This window comes from Sorangium sp. So ce726 (genome assembly GCF_051521405.1).
Lineage (GTDB): Bacteria > Myxococcota_A > Polyangia > Polyangiales > Polyangiaceae > Sorangium.
The window spans coordinates 8483550-8502378 of record NZ_CP150349.1 but is presented as its reverse complement, the minus strand read 5'-3'; the positions used below and the strand labels follow the sequence as shown (position 1 = coordinate 8502378).

Annotated in this window: 14 protein-coding genes and 1 pseudogene; 9 read left to right on the top strand and 6 right to left on the bottom strand. The window is 69.0% G+C overall.

All coding sequences use genetic code 11. The features are described 5' to 3' along the window. Positions 1-158: 158 nt before the first annotated feature. Entirely contained in the window at positions 159-1241 is a 1083-nt protein-coding gene (locus tag WME79_RS31255; protein WP_437522269.1) for a hypothetical protein, read from the bottom strand. Positions 1242-1564: 323 nt separating this feature from the next. On the opposite strand from WME79_RS31255, the gene WME79_RS31250 reads away from it, so the two are divergent. Beyond that, the gene (locus tag WME79_RS31250; RefSeq protein WP_437522267.1) at positions 1565-2242 is read left to right on the top strand and encodes a hypothetical protein; all 678 of its coding nucleotides are present in this window, start codon (positions 1565-1567) and stop codon (positions 2240-2242) included. Positions 2243-2327: 85 nt separating this feature from the next. Here WME79_RS31250 and WME79_RS31245 read toward each other — a convergent pair whose 3' ends face one another. Next, positions 2328-2804 carry a helix-turn-helix domain-containing protein gene (locus WME79_RS31245; RefSeq protein WP_437522265.1) on the bottom strand — a complete coding sequence of 159 codons (477 nt, stop codon included), beginning with the start codon at positions 2802-2804 and terminating at the stop codon, positions 2328-2330. Positions 2805-3087: 283 nt separating this feature from the next. On the opposite strand from WME79_RS31245, the pseudogene WME79_RS31240 reads away from it, so the two are divergent. The 5 genes and pseudogenes from WME79_RS31240 to WME79_RS31220 all read left to right on the top strand — a co-directional run. Beyond that, positions 3088-3708 (top strand): annotated as a pseudogene (locus tag WME79_RS31240) (ABC transporter substrate-binding protein); the annotation flags it as partial. Between the two features lie 70 nt (positions 3709-3778). Continuing rightward, positions 3779-4699 (top strand): sugar ABC transporter substrate-binding protein, encoded by a 921-nt coding sequence (locus tag WME79_RS31235; RefSeq protein WP_437522263.1) that lies wholly within the window; start codon positions 3779-3781, stop codon positions 4697-4699. A 61-nt stretch (positions 4700-4760) separates the two neighbouring features. Continuing rightward, positions 4761-5417: an FMN-binding negative transcriptional regulator gene (locus WME79_RS31230; RefSeq protein WP_437522261.1), complete on the top strand. Its 657-nt coding sequence runs from the start codon at positions 4761-4763 to the stop codon at positions 5415-5417. Positions 5418-5830: 413 nt separating this feature from the next. Beyond that, complete coding sequence (locus WME79_RS31225) at positions 5831-6100, top strand: hypothetical protein (protein ID WP_437522259.1); 270 nt, start codon at positions 5831-5833, stop codon at positions 6098-6100. Between the two features lie 42 nt (positions 6101-6142). After that, the gene (locus tag WME79_RS31220) at positions 6143-7108 is read left to right on the top strand and encodes a trypsin-like serine protease (RefSeq protein WP_437522257.1); all 966 of its coding nucleotides are present in this window, start codon (positions 6143-6145) and stop codon (positions 7106-7108) included. Between the two features lie 242 nt (positions 7109-7350). Here the strand turns inward: WME79_RS31220 and WME79_RS31215 are convergent, their stop codons facing one another. Continuing rightward, positions 7351-8718, bottom strand: coding sequence for a JmjC domain-containing protein (locus WME79_RS31215; protein WP_437522255.1), 1368 nt, complete (start codon positions 8716-8718; stop codon positions 7351-7353). 245 nt (positions 8719-8963) lie between these two features. Next, complete coding sequence (locus WME79_RS31210; RefSeq protein ID WP_437522253.1) at positions 8964-9974, bottom strand: lipocalin family protein; 1011 nt, start codon at positions 9972-9974, stop codon at positions 8964-8966. A gap of 208 nt (positions 9975-10182) precedes the next feature. Here WME79_RS31210 and WME79_RS31205 point away from each other — a divergent pair, with 208 nt between their 5' ends. Then, the gene (locus WME79_RS31205) at positions 10183-10584 is read left to right on the top strand and encodes a MarR family winged helix-turn-helix transcriptional regulator (protein WP_437522251.1); all 402 of its coding nucleotides are present in this window, start codon (positions 10183-10185) and stop codon (positions 10582-10584) included. A 92-nt stretch (positions 10585-10676) separates the two neighbouring features. Here WME79_RS31205 and WME79_RS31200 read toward each other — a convergent pair whose 3' ends face one another. Together WME79_RS31200 and WME79_RS31195 are read right to left on the bottom strand one after the other, a co-directional pair. After that, positions 10677-12008, bottom strand: coding sequence for a hypothetical protein (locus WME79_RS31200; RefSeq protein WP_437522249.1), 1332 nt, complete (start codon positions 12006-12008; stop codon positions 10677-10679). Between the two features lie 89 nt (positions 12009-12097). After that, complete coding sequence (locus tag WME79_RS31195) at positions 12098-13591, bottom strand: serine/threonine-protein kinase (protein WP_437522247.1); 1494 nt, start codon at positions 13589-13591, stop codon at positions 12098-12100. Between the two features lie 105 nt (positions 13592-13696). Here WME79_RS31195 and WME79_RS31190 point away from each other — a divergent pair, with 105 nt between their 5' ends. Continuing rightward, positions 13697-17710 carry a serine/threonine-protein kinase gene (locus WME79_RS31190; RefSeq protein WP_437522245.1) on the top strand — a complete coding sequence of 1338 codons (4014 nt, stop codon included), beginning with the start codon at positions 13697-13699 and terminating at the stop codon, positions 17708-17710. Between the two features lie 200 nt (positions 17711-17910). Further along, on the top strand, positions 17911-18789 hold the full coding sequence (locus WME79_RS31185) for a hypothetical protein (RefSeq protein ID WP_437522243.1): 879 nt from the start codon (positions 17911-17913) through the stop codon (positions 18787-18789). Positions 18790-18829 lie beyond the last annotated feature (40 nt).

The window sequence follows — 18829 nt, the reverse complement described above, 5'->3', positions numbered from 1 at the left end:
CCCCGCAGGTCGTTCGCCTTCTTGGGTCAATCAGTGACCCTAGAGCGACAAACGGGCTGAAACTGCCTGAAAAGCGCAGAATTTCGAACCGCCAAGTCGCCAAGAAAGGAGAATTATCTTGGCGTCCTTGGTGTCTTGGCGGCTCATTTATCGCTCGATCAACGTGATCGGTGTCCTAGGACTTCTTCCGGCGTTTCATCGACGATATGCGCGCAGATTCCCGTTGCGATCGCTGTTCCATTGCCTCCCGCCTGCATGGTCAGAATAGACTCCGGACGATAGTAGGCCCACGGATGCTGGCTGTTGTAGTCTGATGGAACGTTCGGGCCGCGTCCGTTCGAGCTGCGGGTCAATCGAATAAATGGCGTCAAATCAAGCTGAGCCATGAGTTGATCGATCGGGTCGACCGTGTCGAGACCTAAAAACGGGGTGTCGATATAGGTGCCCAAGCCCAACCCCGGATTTCTCGGAACAATCGCATGGATCGTATCCCGATCCAACACCCAGTCGTATCTATATTCCGATCCGCCTTGTCCGGCGGCGCATTGCGCGAACGACACCGGATGCGCGATCGAGCATGATTCCAGCAAAGTTTCAGCCGATAGGTCTGCAAGATTGACCGCCCCGTGCAGTTCAACGTTCCCGCTTTGGTCCGTTCGGAAGCCTTTTATCCGGTTCGCCTGAAAGAATGCTCGACCGTCTTTGGTCTGAACGGCTGTCATATTCATTGTCCAATCGGATTCGAACTGGTCGCTGTACACGCTCTCCCGGCTGTTGAATGTATAAATGTAGATGGACGAATGTTCAACGGGAGATGCTCCAAGCAATCGCTCGCGCCGAAAATAAACGGCTTGTCCCCCGTGGCTCTGCATGCAATCGAATGCCTCGCCGGGAAACCTGGCCATTAACTCGCTCGGTGACTCTGCGGCCATATAATATCGACCGCTTGAGGTATGCACGGCCGTTGCGCCGCTGACATTCGTGAGGTATTCAATCGTGCTGAGGCGAATGTATCCCCATGCACGTGTCGATTTCTTCAGGAATGGAATTCTTACGAATGGCTCATCCCCTTGGATGGCGCTTAACAAGGATTCGATCGGGCGCCTTTCCAGGTAACGTCGTCCATGAAGTTCATTGAGGAGCGTTCCCTCCTCCTCCTGTAATAAAAATTCGATGGCGCGAGGCCGAATATAGAGAGGCGGGCGGTTGCCCGAGGAATATGCCAGCGCAATGAAGGTCATTTATGGCCCTGCTAAAATGTCAGGGGTTAGGAAATCCAAACGCGATCCGAAAGTCAATCTCCTCGGACGGGGAAGGAGAGACACGGCTCGCCCCCTCCTCGGGTCACTGCGCCCTGGTGTTCCACCACGGGGATCTTTCTGAGCTCCGGCCGCGCGACGCCACGCGGCCGGAGAGGAGTACATCGTGCGCCATGCCGGCGCGATCCTCGCGTGGGTGCGGGGGGCGCAAGCGGGGCAGCGCGCCGGCGGGTAGCGCCCCGCAGGTTGTGGGATCTCGGCGGCGATGCGGTAGTAGGATGGCGCGCGATCACGAGGAGGCACTCATGAAGGCCGCGGCCGCGCTGGTGAAGGACATTCGCGAAGAGCTCCGGAGCATCGACGATCAGCTGAGGGCTCACCCCTATCCGGACGCCATCGAGCGGGGAGAGGTCACGGTCGAGGGATTGAAGGCCTTCCCGGGCCACCAGCACCACGTGGTGCTCAGCGACCTGCGCTCGATGGCGATGATGCTCCAGCGCTTCGGGGACACGCCCTGGCGCGATTTCTGGAGCGGGGTCCTGCAGGGCGAGCTCGTGGCGCCGGGCGGGATCGCTGCCATGGGCCGGAAGCTCGGCATGACGAAGGACGACCTGGATCGGTACGAGGTCACCGCGGAGGGGTTCGCGTACGCCGTCCAGATGGCCTGGGCGGCGGCCAACGCCTCGGCGGCCGAGATCGCGTGTGCCCTGCTCATCAACTTCCCCGCGTGGGGGTTCAACTGCGGCAGGATGGGGAAGGCGCTCCGCGACCGGTATGGCTTCGGCCCGGAGCACACCGCCTTCCTGGACGCGTTCGCGGCGCTCCCGTCGTTCGAGGACACCGCGGTCGACATCGTGCAGGACGGGCTCGACCGCGGCGTGGAGCCCCGCGCGATCCGCCGCACGACCAGGCTATTTCAGGCGTATGAAAAGATGTTCTGGGACGCGATGATGGCGCTGGGAGCGCAGAAGGCGCACGACTAGCATCTCAAAGACCACCTCACTCGGCCCGGAGCGACACGAGGTGGTTGTCGAGGAACTCGAGCAGGCGAAGCCCGCGAAGAAGAAGCTAGCGCCGCCCTTCCTCGCGCTCACACCCGTACTTCTCGCGGATCTCCGCCGCCATCCGGTGAATCACCGCGCCGGCGTCGGCGCGCACGTGCAGCTCCAGCCCCGGCATCAGCTCCACGCGCCGCCACGCTCGACCGAGCTCCTCCGTGTCCGCGCGCTCCCCCGCGCCGGGCGCTGCGCTCTCGGAGGGCTCCGGCGGCAGCACCTCCTTTGCCATCTCCTCGAGCGGGATGGCGGCGAGCCTCCGCTTGATCTCCGGGAGAAGCAGGTTCTGCTCGCGCAGCTTCTTGATCGCGAGCGCCCGCACGAGGTGCTCGCGGCCGTACGTGGTGCGGCGGCCGCGGAACACGGGCTTGTCCATCAGCCCCTCCGCGAACCAGTGCTTGATCGTGCCGGTGCTGACGCCAGCGGCGCGAGCAAGCTCGACGGCGCTGTAGCCGCGCGGGGTGGCGGGAGGCGTGGGGACCAGAGGCATCGATAGATTCTAGCCAAAAAACGAGACAAATGTCGACGAAATCTAGAAAAATGTGCCTGAATTCGAGGTAGAGGAAGGCTCCATCCAGAATTGCATCGCCTAGATCCGGCTAATGTAAGTCTAAATCTAGAAAAACGCGGTGCCAGCGGGCACTCGACACCAGAAGATCCAGGCTCCGCGGTAGCGGTTGCCGGACAGCTCACACAGATTTTGCGCGGCGTCCTTGACAGATCGGTACTCGATACGATGTCATCCCCTTGACCGTCGAGGGGTGTGGCTCGGGATGCGTGCGGACTTGGGTTGGTTGGCTCGAATCAGCATCTGGGTCGCCGATCGCACACGGCGTTTGGGTTGTGCGAAGACCGGGCTGCTTGTGGGACTCGCGTCGCTGCTCTCGGCATCCTGCTCACGGACGGCGCCCGGTCACCCCGAGGACGCCGTCGTCATCGGGAGCCTTCTGCCATTCTCCGGCAGCGAGGCGGCCATCGGACACAACCTCGAGCAAGCGATGTTGCTCGCGGTCGAAGGCCTGAACGCCGCGGGCGGGCTCGACGGGAGGCCGTTCGACCTCCTGAGCCGAGATAGCCACTCGAGCTCCGAGCGTGGGCTCAATCAGCTGCTCGAGCTGCTGTACACGGACAAGGTCGCTTACCTGGTAGGGCCCGAGGAGAATGATCTCGCCCTCGAGATCGCGCCCGACGTGAGGGATCTCGACATACTTCACATGATGCCGGGGTATGCCGCGCCCTCCATCGCGCGCAGCGAGGCGAGGGGGGGCTGGATGCGGCTCGCCCCCTCTCCGTTCGCCGTCGGTTGCGCGCTCGCGAAGCACGCCATCCGCGCGAACGTCGGCACCGTGAACAGCCTCGCCGCTGGGGACGACTACAACACCACCGTCAGCAGCGAGTTCACGACCCACTTCGGGGCGCTCGGCGGCAGAGCTCTGCCCTCGGTGACGTTCACGTCGGGCGAGGATGGTGGTCCTGCTGAAGAGCCTCTCCACCTTCTTCGCGCCGGTCACCACGGGGGCGAACCGAGCGATGCTCGAGCTCGGGGGCATCGGGAACGTCCTTGGGGTCTCCGGGGACACGCAGAACCCCGAGGAAGGGGAGGCGCTCCAGGTTCAACAGATCGACCAGGTGATCGCGGATGGCGCGGAGGGGATCGGAATCGCGCCCTTCAGCGACAGCCAGGCCACCGCGCTCGACGCGGCGATCGAGAAGGGGGTCGATGTGGTGACGCTCGACACCGATGTGGCGACGTCGAAGCGCGCGCTCTACGTCGGGACCCTGAACAACGCTGCCGGAGCCACGGCGGCGAAGACCCTGCTCGCGATGCTGGGCCCGCCGCCCGGTACCGTGATCCTCCACGGCTTCGTCGATGAGGGCTGGGTCGACGGGATGGAGAGAACGCAGGGGGCCGCGGAGGTGTTCAAGGCAGCCGGCTACGAAGTCCAGGTGCGTCAAGCCGACTGGGAAGAGACGGGCGAGGCCGAGGACGTCGAGTGGATGAAGACCCAGATCGAGACGGCGGATCCGCCCGTCGCGGGGATGCTCGGCCTGTTCAACATCTCGTACCGGTGCGCGATGGCCGCGGAGGCCGCTGGCAAGACGGCGGACCTCCCCATCGTCGCCTTCGACTTCGATCCGAAGACCGTCGACTACATGCGCCAGGGACGCATCAGGGCCACGCACACCCAGCGGCAGTACTACGAGGGGTACCTCGTGCCCTACATCCTTTACGGCATCAAGGCCATCGGCCTCGAAGCCACCAAGCAGATCCTCGCTCCGCGGATGGTCGACGACAGCCGGGTCAACCTCGGCCTCGACGTGGTTCCGGCGGACAAGGTGGACGCGTACAACGACTTCCTCGTCTCGATCGGCGTGAGTCAGTAAGGCCGCCCAGGAGACAAGCACCTTCTCCCCCGGCGCGCGCTCCGTGGTACACCCTTCCGTCATGACGACGACGGGCGCGCCGCGATCCATCTACCTCCCCAGGGTCTACGAGGCACCCGACCTCGCCGAGCTCCACGATCTCATCGACGCGCACCCGTTCGGCATGCTCATCGCGCCCGGGGAGGACGGCGTGCCCATGATCGCGCACCTGCCGTTCCTTCTGGAGCGCGACAGCGGCCCTCAGGGCACCTTGCTCGCGCACGTCGCGCGGGCCAACCCGATCCGGCGCGCGCTCGACGGGAGCACGCCGGTCCTGGCCGTCTTCCGCGGGTCGCACGGGTACATCTCGCCCGGGTGGTACGCCTCGCGCGACGACGTGCCGACGTGGAACTACGCCGTCGTCCACGCCCACGGCGCGCCGCGGGCCATCGAGGACCACGACGCGCTGCTCGCGCTGCTCGCGCGCCTCTCCGACGTGAACGAGCGCGGGCAGCCCGAGCCCTGGAGCGTCGCGGAGCTCTCGCACGAGAAGGGAGCCGCGCTGCTCCCCGCGATCGTCGGCTTCTCGATGGAGATCACGCGGATCGAGGCGAAGCTCAAGCTCTCGCAGAACCGCCGCCCCGAGGATCGCGACGGCGCCATCGCCGGGCTGCGCGCGCGGGGCACGCCCGACGATATCGCGCTCGCGGAGGCGATGGAGCGCGCCCGCCCCCGCTGAGTCGTCAGCCTTCATGCGCCTGCGACCTCCACGATCCGCGCGACCAGTGAGTCCAGGTTGAGTCCAGTGGACTGTTCGTAATCGCTCGACCAACGCGACCAGCACGAAGCTCTGCGCCGACCTGAGCAACCCACCGAGCGTCAAGGACCCGGGAAAGTTCCAGGCGCTTCGCGCGAACAGCTGATCGTCGCTCGCTCCTCGCGGGGGCCGCTCCCCGCCGCCGCTCCTGCCGAGCGCGGGGCGGCCGCGGGGCGCCGCGCTCACCGCGGAGCGGCGCTCGACGAGAGGCTTTCTCGAAGCGCGCCCGGGCAGTCCCGACGCCGGCCGCCTCGAAGCGGGCGCCGGGATCTGCGCCGGACGAAATGGTGATCGCGGCGACGCAACCCGGAGATTGTACGGCCGGAGGCGTTGTCATGGGGCTCCTGCAAGCCGTATCTTCGCACTGCTGCTTCTCGGCGCTCTCGGTCGTCGCCCCTGGGCGCCGGATCGCGATCCCGGGCAAGGGCACCGACGCCGACGAGCACAGCGCCGGCGGCAGCGGCACCGTGGCCAGCGTCCGGGGGGATCAGGCGTCGGAGGGGGGCGAGCACTGCTTGCCCGGCATCCTGGCGGCGTCCCAGTCCGGTTGGGCTTCGCGACTCATTGGATTCAGGAAATTTCAACCTGTTTGGCGCTCCAGCTAGCGGTCGTGGGGGGGCGGCTGCGCGCAGGTGCGGGAGACATGAATGTTCAAAATGTTTGGCATGAGCAAGGTGTTGGCAGGGGTGGGCTTGCTGTCCGTGGGCCTTACTTCCTGTGCTGACCAAGCTGCAGGTGATGAACCGGCGGTTGTCGGGATGGAGTTCGGCGAAGCTGAGCAAGGGCTGGCGAATGGAACGCTTGTCTCGAATCGCTGGGCAGGCGGCATCGTTGATGTTGGTTTCTGGGACGGGAGTCAGTGGGTCATGTCCGGCTGCAGCGGGCAGGTCGTGTCTCGTGATGCGATAGTGCTCGCCGCCCACTGCATTCGTCGCTGGCTGACGCCGGATACGGCCAATCCGCCGAACGTCAACTACAATCCGCCGGATACCGGGACCACGTGGTTTGCGGCCTATCGAATGAACGAAGACGGCACCTGGACTTGCATCACGGATCCTGCCGGTGGTTGTCAGCTGCAGGCAAGCTGGGCGGTACCATCGACGTACCTGGGTGTGTATCACACGGCAACCCAAGCATGGACCGGTGACAACGCGGATCGCGATGTTGCCACGCTGAACTTCGGCACGAACTTTGCGAACATTGCGCAGAGGGACGCAGCCTATCTAAATTCAGGCGGTGATTCGACCATCGCGGCCGCCTACGGCTACGCAGACTCGCCAGCGAGCGACGGCAGACTTCGCGGGGGAAATTTCTCTGGTATTGCCTTGAGCGGCGGAGCCTACACGAAGACTGTCCCTCAGGCAGACCCACACCTGTGCGGCGGCGATTCGGGCGGGCCGCTGCGCTTCCTGACCAGCGCGTCGACCACTCCAGAAAGCACCGTTCGTTCGGGCGTCCTTTTAGGAGTTAACTCCAAGGGAGGGTGTAGTGGTGCCAACGTGGACAATATCTGGGCGCCAGTAAACAGCAACCGTACCTTCATCGAGAACAACATCGGCCGGGCATGTGCGACCGTGGTTCAGAACGGTTGGAGCACCCGCGACTGCTGGTGAGCTTTGGAGCACCCCGCCGCGTCCAGCTCCGAATCAAGCCAACGCGGACCCCACATGCATCGCCCGGCGCGGCCGACATGGAAATCGGCCGCGCCGGGCGATGTCGGCGCGGGGGCACCTTCAGAAATTAATGAAGTCGTAGCGGGCCTTGCTCCTGCTCCTGATTTTCATGACGCTCCTCCTTTCTCCTGGTGGGTTGTTCGTTTCGATGGTTGTGTTGTGACTTCGCGGAAACGGAACCCCTACACGGCGCGCAGCAGGCCGCGCGCGGTCAGCTGTCCTAGGTATTGCGAGACCGTGCTCCACGCGTAGGGGGTCGCATCGCTCCAAGACGTCGCGTCTTTCGCCGTGAACCGGTCCTGCGCGACGAGCTTGCGAAAGAACGGGACCCACGCCTCCTCGATCTCCATGTCGTCGTTGCCCAGGTAGATGTGCATCCCCATCTTGCCGTGCACGTCCCGGCCGATCGCATAGCCAAACTCTACGTCGTGAACGACCTCGAGCACGTCGGCCGGTTGAATCGAAGCGTCGGCCGGAGGCGGCTGCGGATCGGATGCCTCCCATATCCGCTCGCACCACGCGGCGTTGAGCTCCAGGCCGTCGGGCTGCAGCCGGCTCAAGACCTCGCGAATCTCTCCCAGGCGAGCCGCGAAGAAGTCAGCCATGCTTTGGGGAACTCCGCCCGTCGCGTCGGCTCCAGTCCATAGAGGGAGATATCGCCATTCGGGCCGGTCTCCGAGGACGCGCTCGAGCACGCGATCGAAAAGCGCACGGAAGCTGGCTAACGGGAAGATCAACGTCAGACCGATGGAATGGTCCCCGCTGGTCTTGGTGGCGTGGACGGTGCCGCCGGGAATGTAGAGCATGTCGCCGGGCTCTGCCTCGAATTCGAGCATGTCGCTGGCGTCTACCGTGGGGAGCTCCCAGTCGATGTCGCCGTTGGGCGTGAGGCCCGTTCCGCGGCTGTACTGAACCGATCCGTCCTTGCAGATGTAACCTTTGCCACGAGCCCCCAGGACGGCTGGTCTGGGAGCCACCCGATACGTCTTGGTCCCCGACAGCTGCAGGATGAAGGCGCAATTCGGATCGAAGTGCGGGCTCACACCCGTGCCGGGCGGCGAATAATAAGAAACCGTGCCCAGGGGCCCCGGCAGTCCAAGCTGCAGCTCGATGCCTCTGAGGACACGATCGACGTGTGCGTCGAGGTGGCGGATGCGGTTGACGGGGATGGACGCGCCCGCGGCGTAAAAGGTCCTGTACTGCCCGGGACGAATGGCAGCCTCGGGCAGCGTAGGATTATCCGGCAAGAGGAAGGCTTCCTCGCGGTCGAACACGGCGCGAGCGATGAAAGGAGGGCCCATGGGGTCTCTGGCCAAGAGCTCCTGCTCGCGGGTCGCGGCCTGCGCCAGGATCCAGCGCGTCCAGGCCTCGCCGAAGCGCCGCTCAAACAGTTCGTTGAACTTGTCGCGTGTTCCCTTCACGAACAGTGGTCGCTGCGAAGTCCAGGCCTGTTTGAACTCTTGCAGAGAGAGCGGCGAGAGGAAGGCGTTCAGGATCGAGAGGCTCTTGCGTGCCTCCTCTTGCTTTGAAGGCGCTGCGCTTCTGTTCACGGGGCCAATTCTCCTATGAGACCATCGACTCTAGTAGATCCGTGGGTCGAATCGATACCACCCCGGGTGTGCCAAAATTCGCGCTCTCTGTCTTTGCATTCCCCGCCCCATAGAAGCCCGGAGGCGGGCATACGAAACCCGCACCGCAACCGCTCAAGAATCACGTCTAGAGCATACGGTCATACCCGGAGCCGCACCAGACGGCGATCTGGAACGGCGGCGTTCGAGGCGTGGAACAAGGCGCTTCAATCCTGCCAGTCGCCGAACATCTCGACGTAGCTCTTGCCGGTGACCCGAGCCCCTCGGTAGGTGCCGGTGAAGGCGGCCGTGGCCTCCAAACGACCGATGCCATTGATGACGAGCTCTTGCTCGACGGTGCCCGTGATGCGCACAGTGAGGTTCGTCCTGAGCGCGGGAATGCTGATACACCAGCGGGTCGGGTACTCTTGCCCGCTGCTCGGGCTCGTCCAGAGCTCGCTCGCGTCGTTGGCGACGGGCTCGACCGCCACCACCTCATGGGAGCCGTCTGCGTGCACCAGCGTGGCCCAGGAGTTATTGCCCGTGTCGCTGATCGTGTCCCAGAGGGCGAGCGCGTCGCCGTTCGGCAGGTTGAAGCTCATCCAGAGCCAGCGACTATTGGGCGGCGGCATGACAGGACCCCACTGCCGGTCCAGCCAGGAGTGGCCGACGATCGGCATGGACCTGCCCTCGACCGTGAGGGTGCCGGTTGTCCGCATGTTCGGGAAAGCAAACTCGTAGTTCGGCTCACCGAAGAGGCGGAACATCCCGGCGCCGCCGTAGCTCAGCGCGGGCCCCCGAGGTTTGAGCTCGATGTCGAGGGAGCCCCACGGCACGGTGAGCGACACCGACATCTTCTGGGCGTCGCCGGTCCACTCGAGGCCTGGAGCCCTGATGTCGAGCTTCGTCGTACTCCAGTGGTAGTCGCTCGGATCGATGGTCGTCACGTAGTTCTTGTACCAGCCGGTGGTCTCGTCGGTGACGGAGAACAGGATTCGCTGCCCAGGCCCCTGGGGGATGGTCAGGGTGTGTACGAGCAGCCCGATGTCGTGGCCGCCGGCCTTTACCCGACTCGTGAAGTAGATCGAGTCTGCCCAGCCCATCTCGGGCCCAGGAGTATGGGCGGCAAGGTCCACGGCTGGGTCGACCATGGCTGGTACGCCCTGATCGGCGAGCTGGGCAAAGGCGGGGCTGGCGACGGCCAGGCTGGCGAGCGCAACGAGGCTTCGAGGCTTCATGACGGCTTCCTTTTGTGTTCGTAGCGGGGGTTGTCGAACCAGATGATGAGCGCAGTTTTCGTGGATCTGGCCTCGGCAGGACGCGCCGGGCAGGCCTCCACGAAAGTTCGCATAACGAACTAACATTGGTACGTAGTACGAACTGTGTCAACATGCTTTCGAGATGGTGAAGCGAAAATCCTCGAAGCGAGCGGTGCCCAGCGAAGAGGTGGTCGACGCGCTCGTGCCGGCTGCCTTCGTGACGATGGCCGAGCTCAGCAAGATCGGCGCCGACAATGACCTGTCCCTCACGCTGCTGCGCGTGATCGGAATTCTGAGCGACCGGCGCCCCCGCATGGCCGCGCTCGCCGACCACCTCGGCCTCAAGAAGTCGACGATGACGGGGCTCATCGACCGGGCCGAAATCAGGGGTCTCGTGGCGCGCGCGCCGAGCGCAGAAGACGATCGGGCCGTCGAGGTCTTTCTGACGAGCCAAGGCGCGGAGCTCTTCGAGCGCCTGCGTGCACGGCTACAAGAGGCGCTCGCGCCACGCATCGACCGGCTCGACGCCTCGGACCAGCAGCGCCTCCAGGAGCTGCTGCGGCGCATGTTCGACTCGCCGGAACGCTGAGCGCCCAAGATCCGCTGTGCGAGGTTCAGGGCAGCTGGGCCTCTAACGCCGCGTGGTCGTCGATGGCTATGCCGTGCCCGCCGACGGGGCCGTCAGATCACGAGCCCTGCCAGCGCCGCCGCGAGCAGCGGCGAACTCGACATGGCGCTCGCCGCGATCGACGCAGCGAGCGCTCCGCTCGCCGACCCCGCCGCTGCGCGCAGCAGCGCCCGCTTTTCGCCCTGAATCATGCCGGCGAGCGGCAGCGGCCCGTGGCGGTAGGCGCCCGCGTCGCCGTGCGATGCGATGGTCGGCGCGAGCACCGGGCCAGGGGCGAGCTGCGCGTCGGCGTCGACGCGGGCGTCCGGAGAGCCGTCGTCGAAATGCACCCAGCCGTCCTCGTCCAGCGTGCCTTGTCGCATCGCCTCGAGCTCCCGCACGCGGCGCGCCCTGGTCCGGAAGCGCAGGAGGAAGAGCGCCGCGATCGCCGCGCCAGCCGCGGCGCACGCGAGCGGGAGGCGCCCGAGGGCGAGCGGCCCGAGAAGGAGGCCGGCGCGCAGCACGGCAGGCTCCATCGACTCCTCGTGGAAGGCGCGCCGAGGGCCAGCGCCGTCCATGATCCAGACACGAGCGCCGGCGTCGTGGCGGAAGACGAGCTGCAGCTCCTCACTCATCCGGAGCGTCAACCGGGGGAGCTGCGTCCCCGACGCCCCCATGAGCCACAGGTCGCACGTGTCCACGATGCACTGGACCTTCACCCGCGCCGTGGCGTCGCCGCGCTCGCTCTTCAGCAGGATGGCGTCGTGCCATGAGCTCGCGACGTGTTTCATGGCAGGGAACGACTCAGGGGCCGGGCCTATGGCGCCGATCACGGGGAGAGCACGGATGTACGTTTCGATGTCGGGCACGAGCGCCGAGCGCGCCGCACCGGCCCCGACGAGCAGGGTCGCCGCGGCGAGCGCGGCCGCTGCGGCGCGGCTGGCGGCGCGGGACACAGCCGGCGCGACGCGGAGCCGGCTCGCGGCGACGGCGCCGAGCCCGCCTGCGACCCCCAGGGCCAGGGCGGCCTGAACGACCACGCGGGGCGGCACGCCGGCAGGATCGCCTTGCGCGGCCCACCGCTCGAGCACGGGCGGGTAGCCCAGGCCGTACAGGGCGAGCGCGAGCAGCACCGGCCCCTGCGCGATGAGCGCCCCCGAGGCGACGATCGCTCCGGTCGGGCCGAAGCGGCGCCGGCTGGCGCGGAGGAGCCACGGCAGGGCGACCGTCGTCACGAGCGCGGCCGACGCCACGACGGGGAGGCTCGGCACCCATGCATGGCGCACGGCGACCGCCGCGGTGAGGGCGGCAATCACGACCAGCGCGGTGCGGAAGCCGAACACCGCCGCTTCGTGCGGGGGCGTCGCGCCGGGGTGCGGCGCGGGGGAGCGGAAGAGATCGTCCATGGGCAACCGCCTGGTCGGACTCTCAAGCTATCAGCGAAGCCCCGGGGATTCTGCAGGACGTATCAGCCCGCATGGCGAGCCGACCGCTGCTAAGGGTCCAGCACCCGGAGCAGCGCGCTCGACCCCGGCGAGACGGGCGCGGGGTGCGCGGTGACGCCGAGCCCGTCGAGCAGGGCGGGCGACGCGAAGAGCCCCTCCGCCGCTCCCTCGGGCACCCACCCGGAGAGCTCCAGCAAGTCGCCGCCCGTCAGCGTGCCGTCCCCGCTCGCCAGGAGCTCGCCGACGTGCACGCAGAGGCGGACGTGCACCCTCAGGTCGCGCCCCGCGCGCGCTTCGAGCCGCTGCTTCAGCGACAGCGCTGCGCCGAGCGCATCGCGGCGCGCGGCCTCGTCGCGCGCCGGATCGAGGGGCCGATCGGCCGTGACCAGCGCGGTCGTGCCCGTCTCGACCGCGGTCGAGAACCCCGCCTTCGTGAGCTCGGACAGCGCGAGGGGCAGGACGGACTCGAAGTCGTCGAGCAGCTCCGGCGTCGGCTCATCGAGCGCGCCCGGGTCGGCCTGCACCTCCACGTGGATGCCGATGGCCGATCGCCGCGGCGCCGCGGCCGTCCCGCCCGCCGCCAGCGGCGCCGCGACGGCCGCGCGCAGCTCGGTGAGCAGCTGCCCCGCCGACGGCTGGCGCTCCGCCGGGTCCTTGCTGAGCGCCCGCAGCACCACGTCGTCGAGCGACGGGCTCACGCGCGCCTGCGCGCTCGGGCGGGGCGGGCTCGCGAAGAGGTGGAGCTGGCGCAGCACCGGGAACGACGCGCCGGAGAACGGCGGCTCTCCCGTGAGCATCGCGTACGTCAGCGCGCCGAGCGCGTAGACGTCCGTCCGCGCGTCGACCGGGCGGCCCAGGAGCTGCTCGGGCGACATGCTGGAGAGCGAGCCCAGGACGTGCCGCGACGTGGTCAGCGCGGGCCCCGGCGCGTCGAGCAGCTTCGCCACGCCGAAGTCGAGCAGCACCACGCGGTGGCCGCGTTTCTGCGTGTCGCCCGAGCACAGGAAGATGTTGGACGGCTTCACGTCGCGGTGCACGATCGCCTGCGCGTGGGCCGCGTCGAGCGCGCTGCAGAGCGGCTCCAGGAGGGCGAGCGCCTCCTCCGGAGGGAGCCGGCCACGGGCCTCGAGGTGCCTCTCCAGGCTGATGCCGTCGAGCAGCTCCATGACGAAGTAGGGGCGGCCATCCTCGAGCCTGCCGACGTCGAGCACGTCAACCACGTTCGGGTGCCGCACCCGCTGCATCACCACGACCTCGCGCTCGAAGCGGAGGCACACGTCAGGGTGCAGCGCGAGCTCGGCGTGCAGGACCTTGATCGCCGCCTTCGTGCCGCGCGTCGCGTGCTCGCCGCGGTAGACGACGCCGAAGCCGCCCTCGCCGACGACGCTCTGGAGCACATAGTCTCCGGCGCGCGAGGGCACCTCGGCGCTGGACCGGCCACCCGCGATGGATTCCTCCCCGGCCGAGAGGGTGACCGTCTCGTCGGTGGGGCTCACCACCCCGCGCGGCGCGCTGGGGATGGTGTCGTCATCGACGTGTACCATGCTAGCCCGCGACGATAGCATAGGCGTGGTGCGCGCTCGCGCGCGCGCCTGCGTCAGAGAGGCCGAGTGCATCGCTGTCCTTTGTGTCACCGGCGTCGCGAGGGCATGGCGCCGTGCCCCGTCGACGGATGGACGCCGCCGCCCGGCGAGCCCTCCGCGCCCGCTCCGCCGCGCGTCCCCGGTGTCTCGCTCGGCGAGCGCCTGGGGCAGGGCGGCTTCGCGATCGTGTGGGCGGGGGTCTCGGACGAGGACGGCGCCCCGGTCGCCGTCAAGGTCGGCATGTCCACCACGCCGATGCTGGAAGAGCGCTTCCGCCGGGAGGCCGACGCGCTCGAGCGCATCGGCCCGCCGCACGTGGCGCGATTCCACAGGTGCGGCCGGCTCGACGATGGTCGCCCCTACCTCGTGATGGAGCGGCTCTTCGGCCGCACCCTCGCCTCGGAGCTCGCCGCCCTCGCCGCCCCGCCCGATCCGGGCTGGGTCGCGGCGCGGGCCGACGCCGTGCTCGCCGCGCTCGAGGCCGCTCACAGCAGGGGGGCGATCCACAGGGATCTGAAGCCGGAGAACCTCTTCATCGAGCGCCGCTCCGGGGCGGCGGATGAGCGCGTCGTGCTGCTCGACTTCGGGCTCACGAAGCGCTCCGAGCGCGCGCCTGGCGATGCGACGCGCGAGGAGCTGCTCACCCGCAGCGGCGTGGTCCTGGGGACGCCCGAGTACATGGCGCCGGAGCAGTTCCGCGGCGAGTCGGTCGACGTGCGCGCCGACGTCTATGCGTTCGGCGTCATCCTCTTCGAGCTGCTCACCCTGCGGCTGCCCTTCGCGGGCGACGGCGCCTCGCTCGAGCACGCGCACCTCACGCTGCGCCCGGAGCGTCCGGGCGAGCTCGCGCCGGTGCCCGCCGCGCTCGAGGAGCTCACGCTGGCGTGCCTCGCCAAGGATCGCGAGCGCCGCCCGCCGGACGCGTCCTCGCTGCGGCGCGCGCTCGCTGCGGCGCGCGCTACCTTCGCGCCGATCGGGGCGCCGGCCGAGCCGGGCGCGCCGCCGGCACGCGCCGCGGCGCCGGTCGAGCCGGGCGCGCCGCCGGCACGCGCCGCGGCGCCGGCGGACTCCACGAGCGCCAGGCTGATCGCCGGGGGGCGGAGCTCGGTCGTGCTGCTCGTCGCCGACACGACGGCCGCGGCGTCGCCCGTCATCGCCTCCGTGACCGGCCGCAACGGGTTCATCACACGGCAGCGCGGCAGCCGCTATGTGGCGGTCTTCTCCGGCAAGGACACCGATCATCCGGCGCAGGCCGCGCTCGCCGCCGCGCGCGAGCTCGCGGGGAAGCACGGGGCGCGCGCGGCGCTGCACCTCGCGTCGGTCACGCTCCGCCGCCGCGCGCGGGGCGCCGTCTCGGCGTACGGCGCCGCCGTCGAGCGACCCGAGACCTGGCTGCCGTCAGAGCCGTGGTCGGGCGTCGCCCTCTCTGCCGAGATCGAGCGCGTCCTGCCGGCGCGCGACGACAGCGACGGCCGGCCCGCCTCGGCCGAGGCCGAGCCGTCCGTCGAGATCGAGGTCCCGCTCGCCGGCCGCGACGACGTCCTCGCGGCGATCGCGGAGAGCGCGCGCGCGGCCTTCGACGGCACATGCCCGGGTCTGTTCACGCTGATCGGCGATACCGGGCTCGGGAAGAGCCGCCTCGCGGCGGAGGCCGCCTCGGCGGCGCTCCGCTGCGACGCCGGGGCGCTCGTGGTCTCGCTCCGCGCCGCGCAGCCGCTGCTCGGCGACGCGGCGCGCGGCGCGGCGGAGCTCCTCGGCCGTGTCCTCGACGCGCCCGCGGAGGCGCCGCCGGACGTCGCCGCGTTCTGCCGCGAGCGGCTCGGCGCCGCGCTCGGCGAGGCGACGTGGCCGTCGGTCGCGGCGGCGCTCGGCTGGTCGTCGCTGCCCGCGCGCGGCGCGCCCGCTTCGTTCCACCACGCCGTGGTCCAGGCGCTCGGCGAGGCGCTGCGCCGGCGCGCCCAGCGCGGGCCGGTCGCGGTGATCGTCGACGACGCGCACTGGGCCGACGACGCGCTGGTCGACGCGCTCGAGTACGCCACGCTCGACGGCTCCGGCGTCGCGCTGTGGGTGCTCGTCGCCGCGCACCCCCGCTTCGAGCAGGTGCGCCGCGCCTGGGGCGCGCGCACCCAGCGCCACGACCGCGCGGCGCTCGCGCCGCTCGACGACGCGGCGTCGATGGCGCTCGCCGCCGAGCTGCTGCGGCCGGCGGAGTACCCCCCTGCCGAGACGCTGCGCCGGCTCGCGCGCTGGGCGGGCAACAACCCAGCGTGCCTCGTGGAGCTCGTGCGTTCGCTCAAGCGGGCCGGCCTCGTGAAGCGCCGCGTGAACGCCGGCACCCACTACGTCGCCACGGCCGAGCTCGACAACCTGCCCCCGTCGCCCGCGTGGCAATGGCTCGCGGAGCGGCGGCTCGACGCGCTCTCGCCGGAGCTCGCGGCGTGCGTCCGGCTCTGCGCGGTGCTCGGCGACTCGTTCGCCCGCGCGGAGATCGAGCAGATCCTGGACTCGATCGCCCGGGCGGGGGAAGCCGGCACGCCGATCGACGCGGGCTACGGCCTGAGCGCCCTCGTCGAGCACAAGATCCTGGAGCGCGGCGCGGGCGAGCGATACTCGTTCCAGAGCGCCGTCTTCCAGGACGCGGTGGTCGAGCTGCTCGACCCGGCGGAGCGCGCGCAGATCCACCTGCGCGCGCTCGCCTACTTCACGGCCAGGGTGGAGGCGGAGGGGCCTCGCGCGGAGCTCCTCGCGCCGCTCGCGCGGCACGCCGGCGGGTGCGGGGCGCGGGAGGCGGCGGCGGACGCGTGCCTCACGCTCGCCGATCTCGCGTTCGCGCGGCACCGCCACGTCGAGGCGGACCGGCACTACACGGCGGCGCTCTCGTTCGCGGCGGCGGACGACGCGCGCCGGCGAGCGCGCGCGCTGACGGGGCGGGGCAAGAGCCGCTACCGCGTCGACCGGACGCGCGAGGCCACGGACGACCTCGTGGCCGCGCGGGCGCTGGCCGCGGAGCTCGGCGACGACGCCTCCCTCGCCGACGTGCTGCTCGAGGAGGCGGCCGCACTCGACTGGGCGGGCGAGTTCGACCGCTCGACCGAGCGCGTCGACGAGGCGCGCGCGCTCGTCGACCGGTTCGGCGCGCGCGCGCGCGCGCTCGAGGGCCGCGTGCTCGTCGCCGAGGGGCGCTCCTGCTTCCGGCGTGGCCGGGTCGCCGAGGCCGTCGAGCTCCTCACGCGAGGCGCCGCCAGCGCGGAGGCCGAGGGCGATTACGGGACCAGGATCGTCGCGCTCCTCCTGCTGTCGCCCGCCTTGATGTGGCTGGGAGAGCTCGACCTCTCGAACGCCCGCTTCGATGAGACGTTCGCCCTGGCGTCGTCCGCCGAGGACTGGCCTCACCTCTGCGCCGCCTGCACGTGCCGCATCCCGCTCAGGGCAATGCGGCGCGAGTTCGACCTCGCCATGGCCGACATGCGCCACGCCATCGCGCTGGCGCGCGAGCTCGGAAACCCCGTCCTGGAGCGCCACCTGACGCTGAACGCGGCGGAGCTGCTCCACGCCAGCGATCACGGGGACGAGGCGCTGGAGCTGGCCCGCCGCGCGCACGTGCTCGAGCGGCGGTTCTTCGAGCATGCCTCGCCTGAGTGCTCCCTGCTCCTTGCGCGCATCCTCGTCTCGAGGCGCTGCCACGACGAGGCGAGCCGCCACCTCTCGTGGATCGAGCGGAGCTGTCCGCCCGACCCCTCAGCGCCCTCGCTGGTCTCAGCGCCCTCGCTGTGGGTGTTCTACCGCGCGCTCCACCTGGTGCTCTGCGAGCAAGGCCTCCGCGCCCGCGAGCCGTCCGCGAGCGCCGATCCGTGGGAGGACATGCTGTCGCAATGCCGGGGCGGCCTCCTGGCGATCGAGCTCGTCGAGCTGCTCTCGATGCGCGCCGAGGTGGCGATCGCCGGCGGGCGGTCGAGCGAAGCCGCCGGTGCTCTCCAGGAAGCGGCGGCGCTGCTCGACGAGGCGCCGGGTTTCCGCACGCGGCTCGCGCGGCTGGCGGCTCAGCTGGATCCGATGGCGGCTCCGGCCATCAGCGGGTGAGGGGCAGAGCCTCCATCCGACGCGCCCCGGGAGCCCGCTTTCGCGCCGGATTCTGGTCCTAAATATTGGAAATATTTATGAATTTTCGTGCAAGGGCGCCGCGCCGGCGTCCCGTGCGGGAGGGGGGGCGGCCGCCTGGCACGAAAACTGGAATATAGCCGGTCAGAACGCGCCGCACGGCGTCGCCTCAGGAGAAGATCATGTCGAGCTTAGGAGCCCCGGTTACAGCGCTGCTCGGTACGTGCCTGTTCGCGCTTGGATGCGTGGTGACGCCGGCGCCGGCCCACGACAACGAGGAGGACATCGCTGCCGAGGAAGACGTGGCGTCGGTCGAGCAGGCGTATGTCTTTCCCAACGGCGACGATCCGAAGTTCCTCTGGGAGCCGCGGACGATACACATGCTCCAGCTGCTCGCCATGGCTCCTCTCGCGGACGCCGCCGGCAAGCTCGCGAACACGCCGCTCCTGGAGACGGCGCAGGGCCGCAAGCTCCTCCATTATGTCGTTGGCTGTGCGCTCCGCCCGGACATGACGGTGAAGGGGGTGGTGGGCGCGTCCTCCTACGTGTACCAGGGGGCGCTCGGCCTCGCGGCGCCGTGGCGGAGTCAGGCGATGACCCTCACGTCCCCGCAGCGCTGGGTGACGGCGTGTCTCCTCCAGACCTTGAACGGCTTCCTGGAGGAGGTGCCGATCCGGATGGTGGGCAAGCACCCGGGCCTCGCGGACGCGCCGTGGATGAACCCGGCGCAGTACACGTTCCCGGACGCGACCATGTTCGGCAACATCTTCGTCCCGGGACAGGAGGTCGCCTATGCCTGCGCGGATGAGGGCGCGCAGCTCGCGTGCGGCAGTCTCCTGTGGAGCCAGTTCGCGGAGCTGCGGATCTGCGACTCGTCGCCGACGTGCAAGCTCACCCTCCTCGGACCGTGCAAGGGCTCGCTCCCGAACGAGACGGACTGCACGACGAACGCCGCTGGCCAGCCGACGTGCCACGCGGACGGCGTGTCCTACCCGGAGTCGATCTCGTCGAAGCTCGACGCGGAGGGCGTCTTCAACCTCTACCCGAGCTGCGGGCTCTGAGGCGCGGCGATCCTCGTCCACCGAGAGCACCGCCGGCAGC

Coding starts and splice junctions, on each gene's coding strand:
- WME79_RS31245 (WP_437522265.1), bottom strand. CDS start 2,804: ATGCCTCTGGTCCCCACGCCTCCCGCCACCCCGCGCGGCTACAGCGCC.
- WME79_RS31195 (WP_437522247.1), bottom strand. CDS start 13,591: ATGGTACACGTCGATGACGACACCATCCCCAGCGCGCCGCGCGGGGTG.
- WME79_RS31200 (WP_437522249.1), bottom strand. CDS start 12,008: ATGGACGATCTCTTCCGCTCCCCCGCGCCGCACCCCGGCGCGACGCCC.
- WME79_RS31250 (WP_437522267.1), top strand. CDS start 1,565: ATGAAGGCCGCGGCCGCGCTGGTGAAGGACATTCGCGAAGAGCTCCGG.
- WME79_RS31235 (WP_437522263.1), top strand. CDS start 3,779: ATGGTGGTCCTGCTGAAGAGCCTCTCCACCTTCTTCGCGCCGGTCACC.
- WME79_RS31185 (WP_437522243.1), top strand. CDS start 17,911: ATGTCGAGCTTAGGAGCCCCGGTTACAGCGCTGCTCGGTACGTGCCTG.
- WME79_RS31225 (WP_437522259.1), top strand. CDS start 5,831: ATGGGGCTCCTGCAAGCCGTATCTTCGCACTGCTGCTTCTCGGCGCTC.
- WME79_RS31220 (WP_437522257.1), top strand. CDS start 6,143: ATGTTCAAAATGTTTGGCATGAGCAAGGTGTTGGCAGGGGTGGGCTTG.
- WME79_RS31190 (WP_437522245.1), top strand. CDS start 13,697: ATGGCGCCGTGCCCCGTCGACGGATGGACGCCGCCGCCCGGCGAGCCC.
- WME79_RS31230 (WP_437522261.1), top strand. CDS start 4,761: ATGACGACGACGGGCGCGCCGCGATCCATCTACCTCCCCAGGGTCTAC.
- WME79_RS31255 (WP_437522269.1), bottom strand. CDS start 1,241: ATGACCTTCATTGCGCTGGCATATTCCTCGGGCAACCGCCCGCCTCTC.
- WME79_RS31210 (WP_437522253.1), bottom strand. CDS start 9,974: ATGAAGCCTCGAAGCCTCGTTGCGCTCGCCAGCCTGGCCGTCGCCAGC.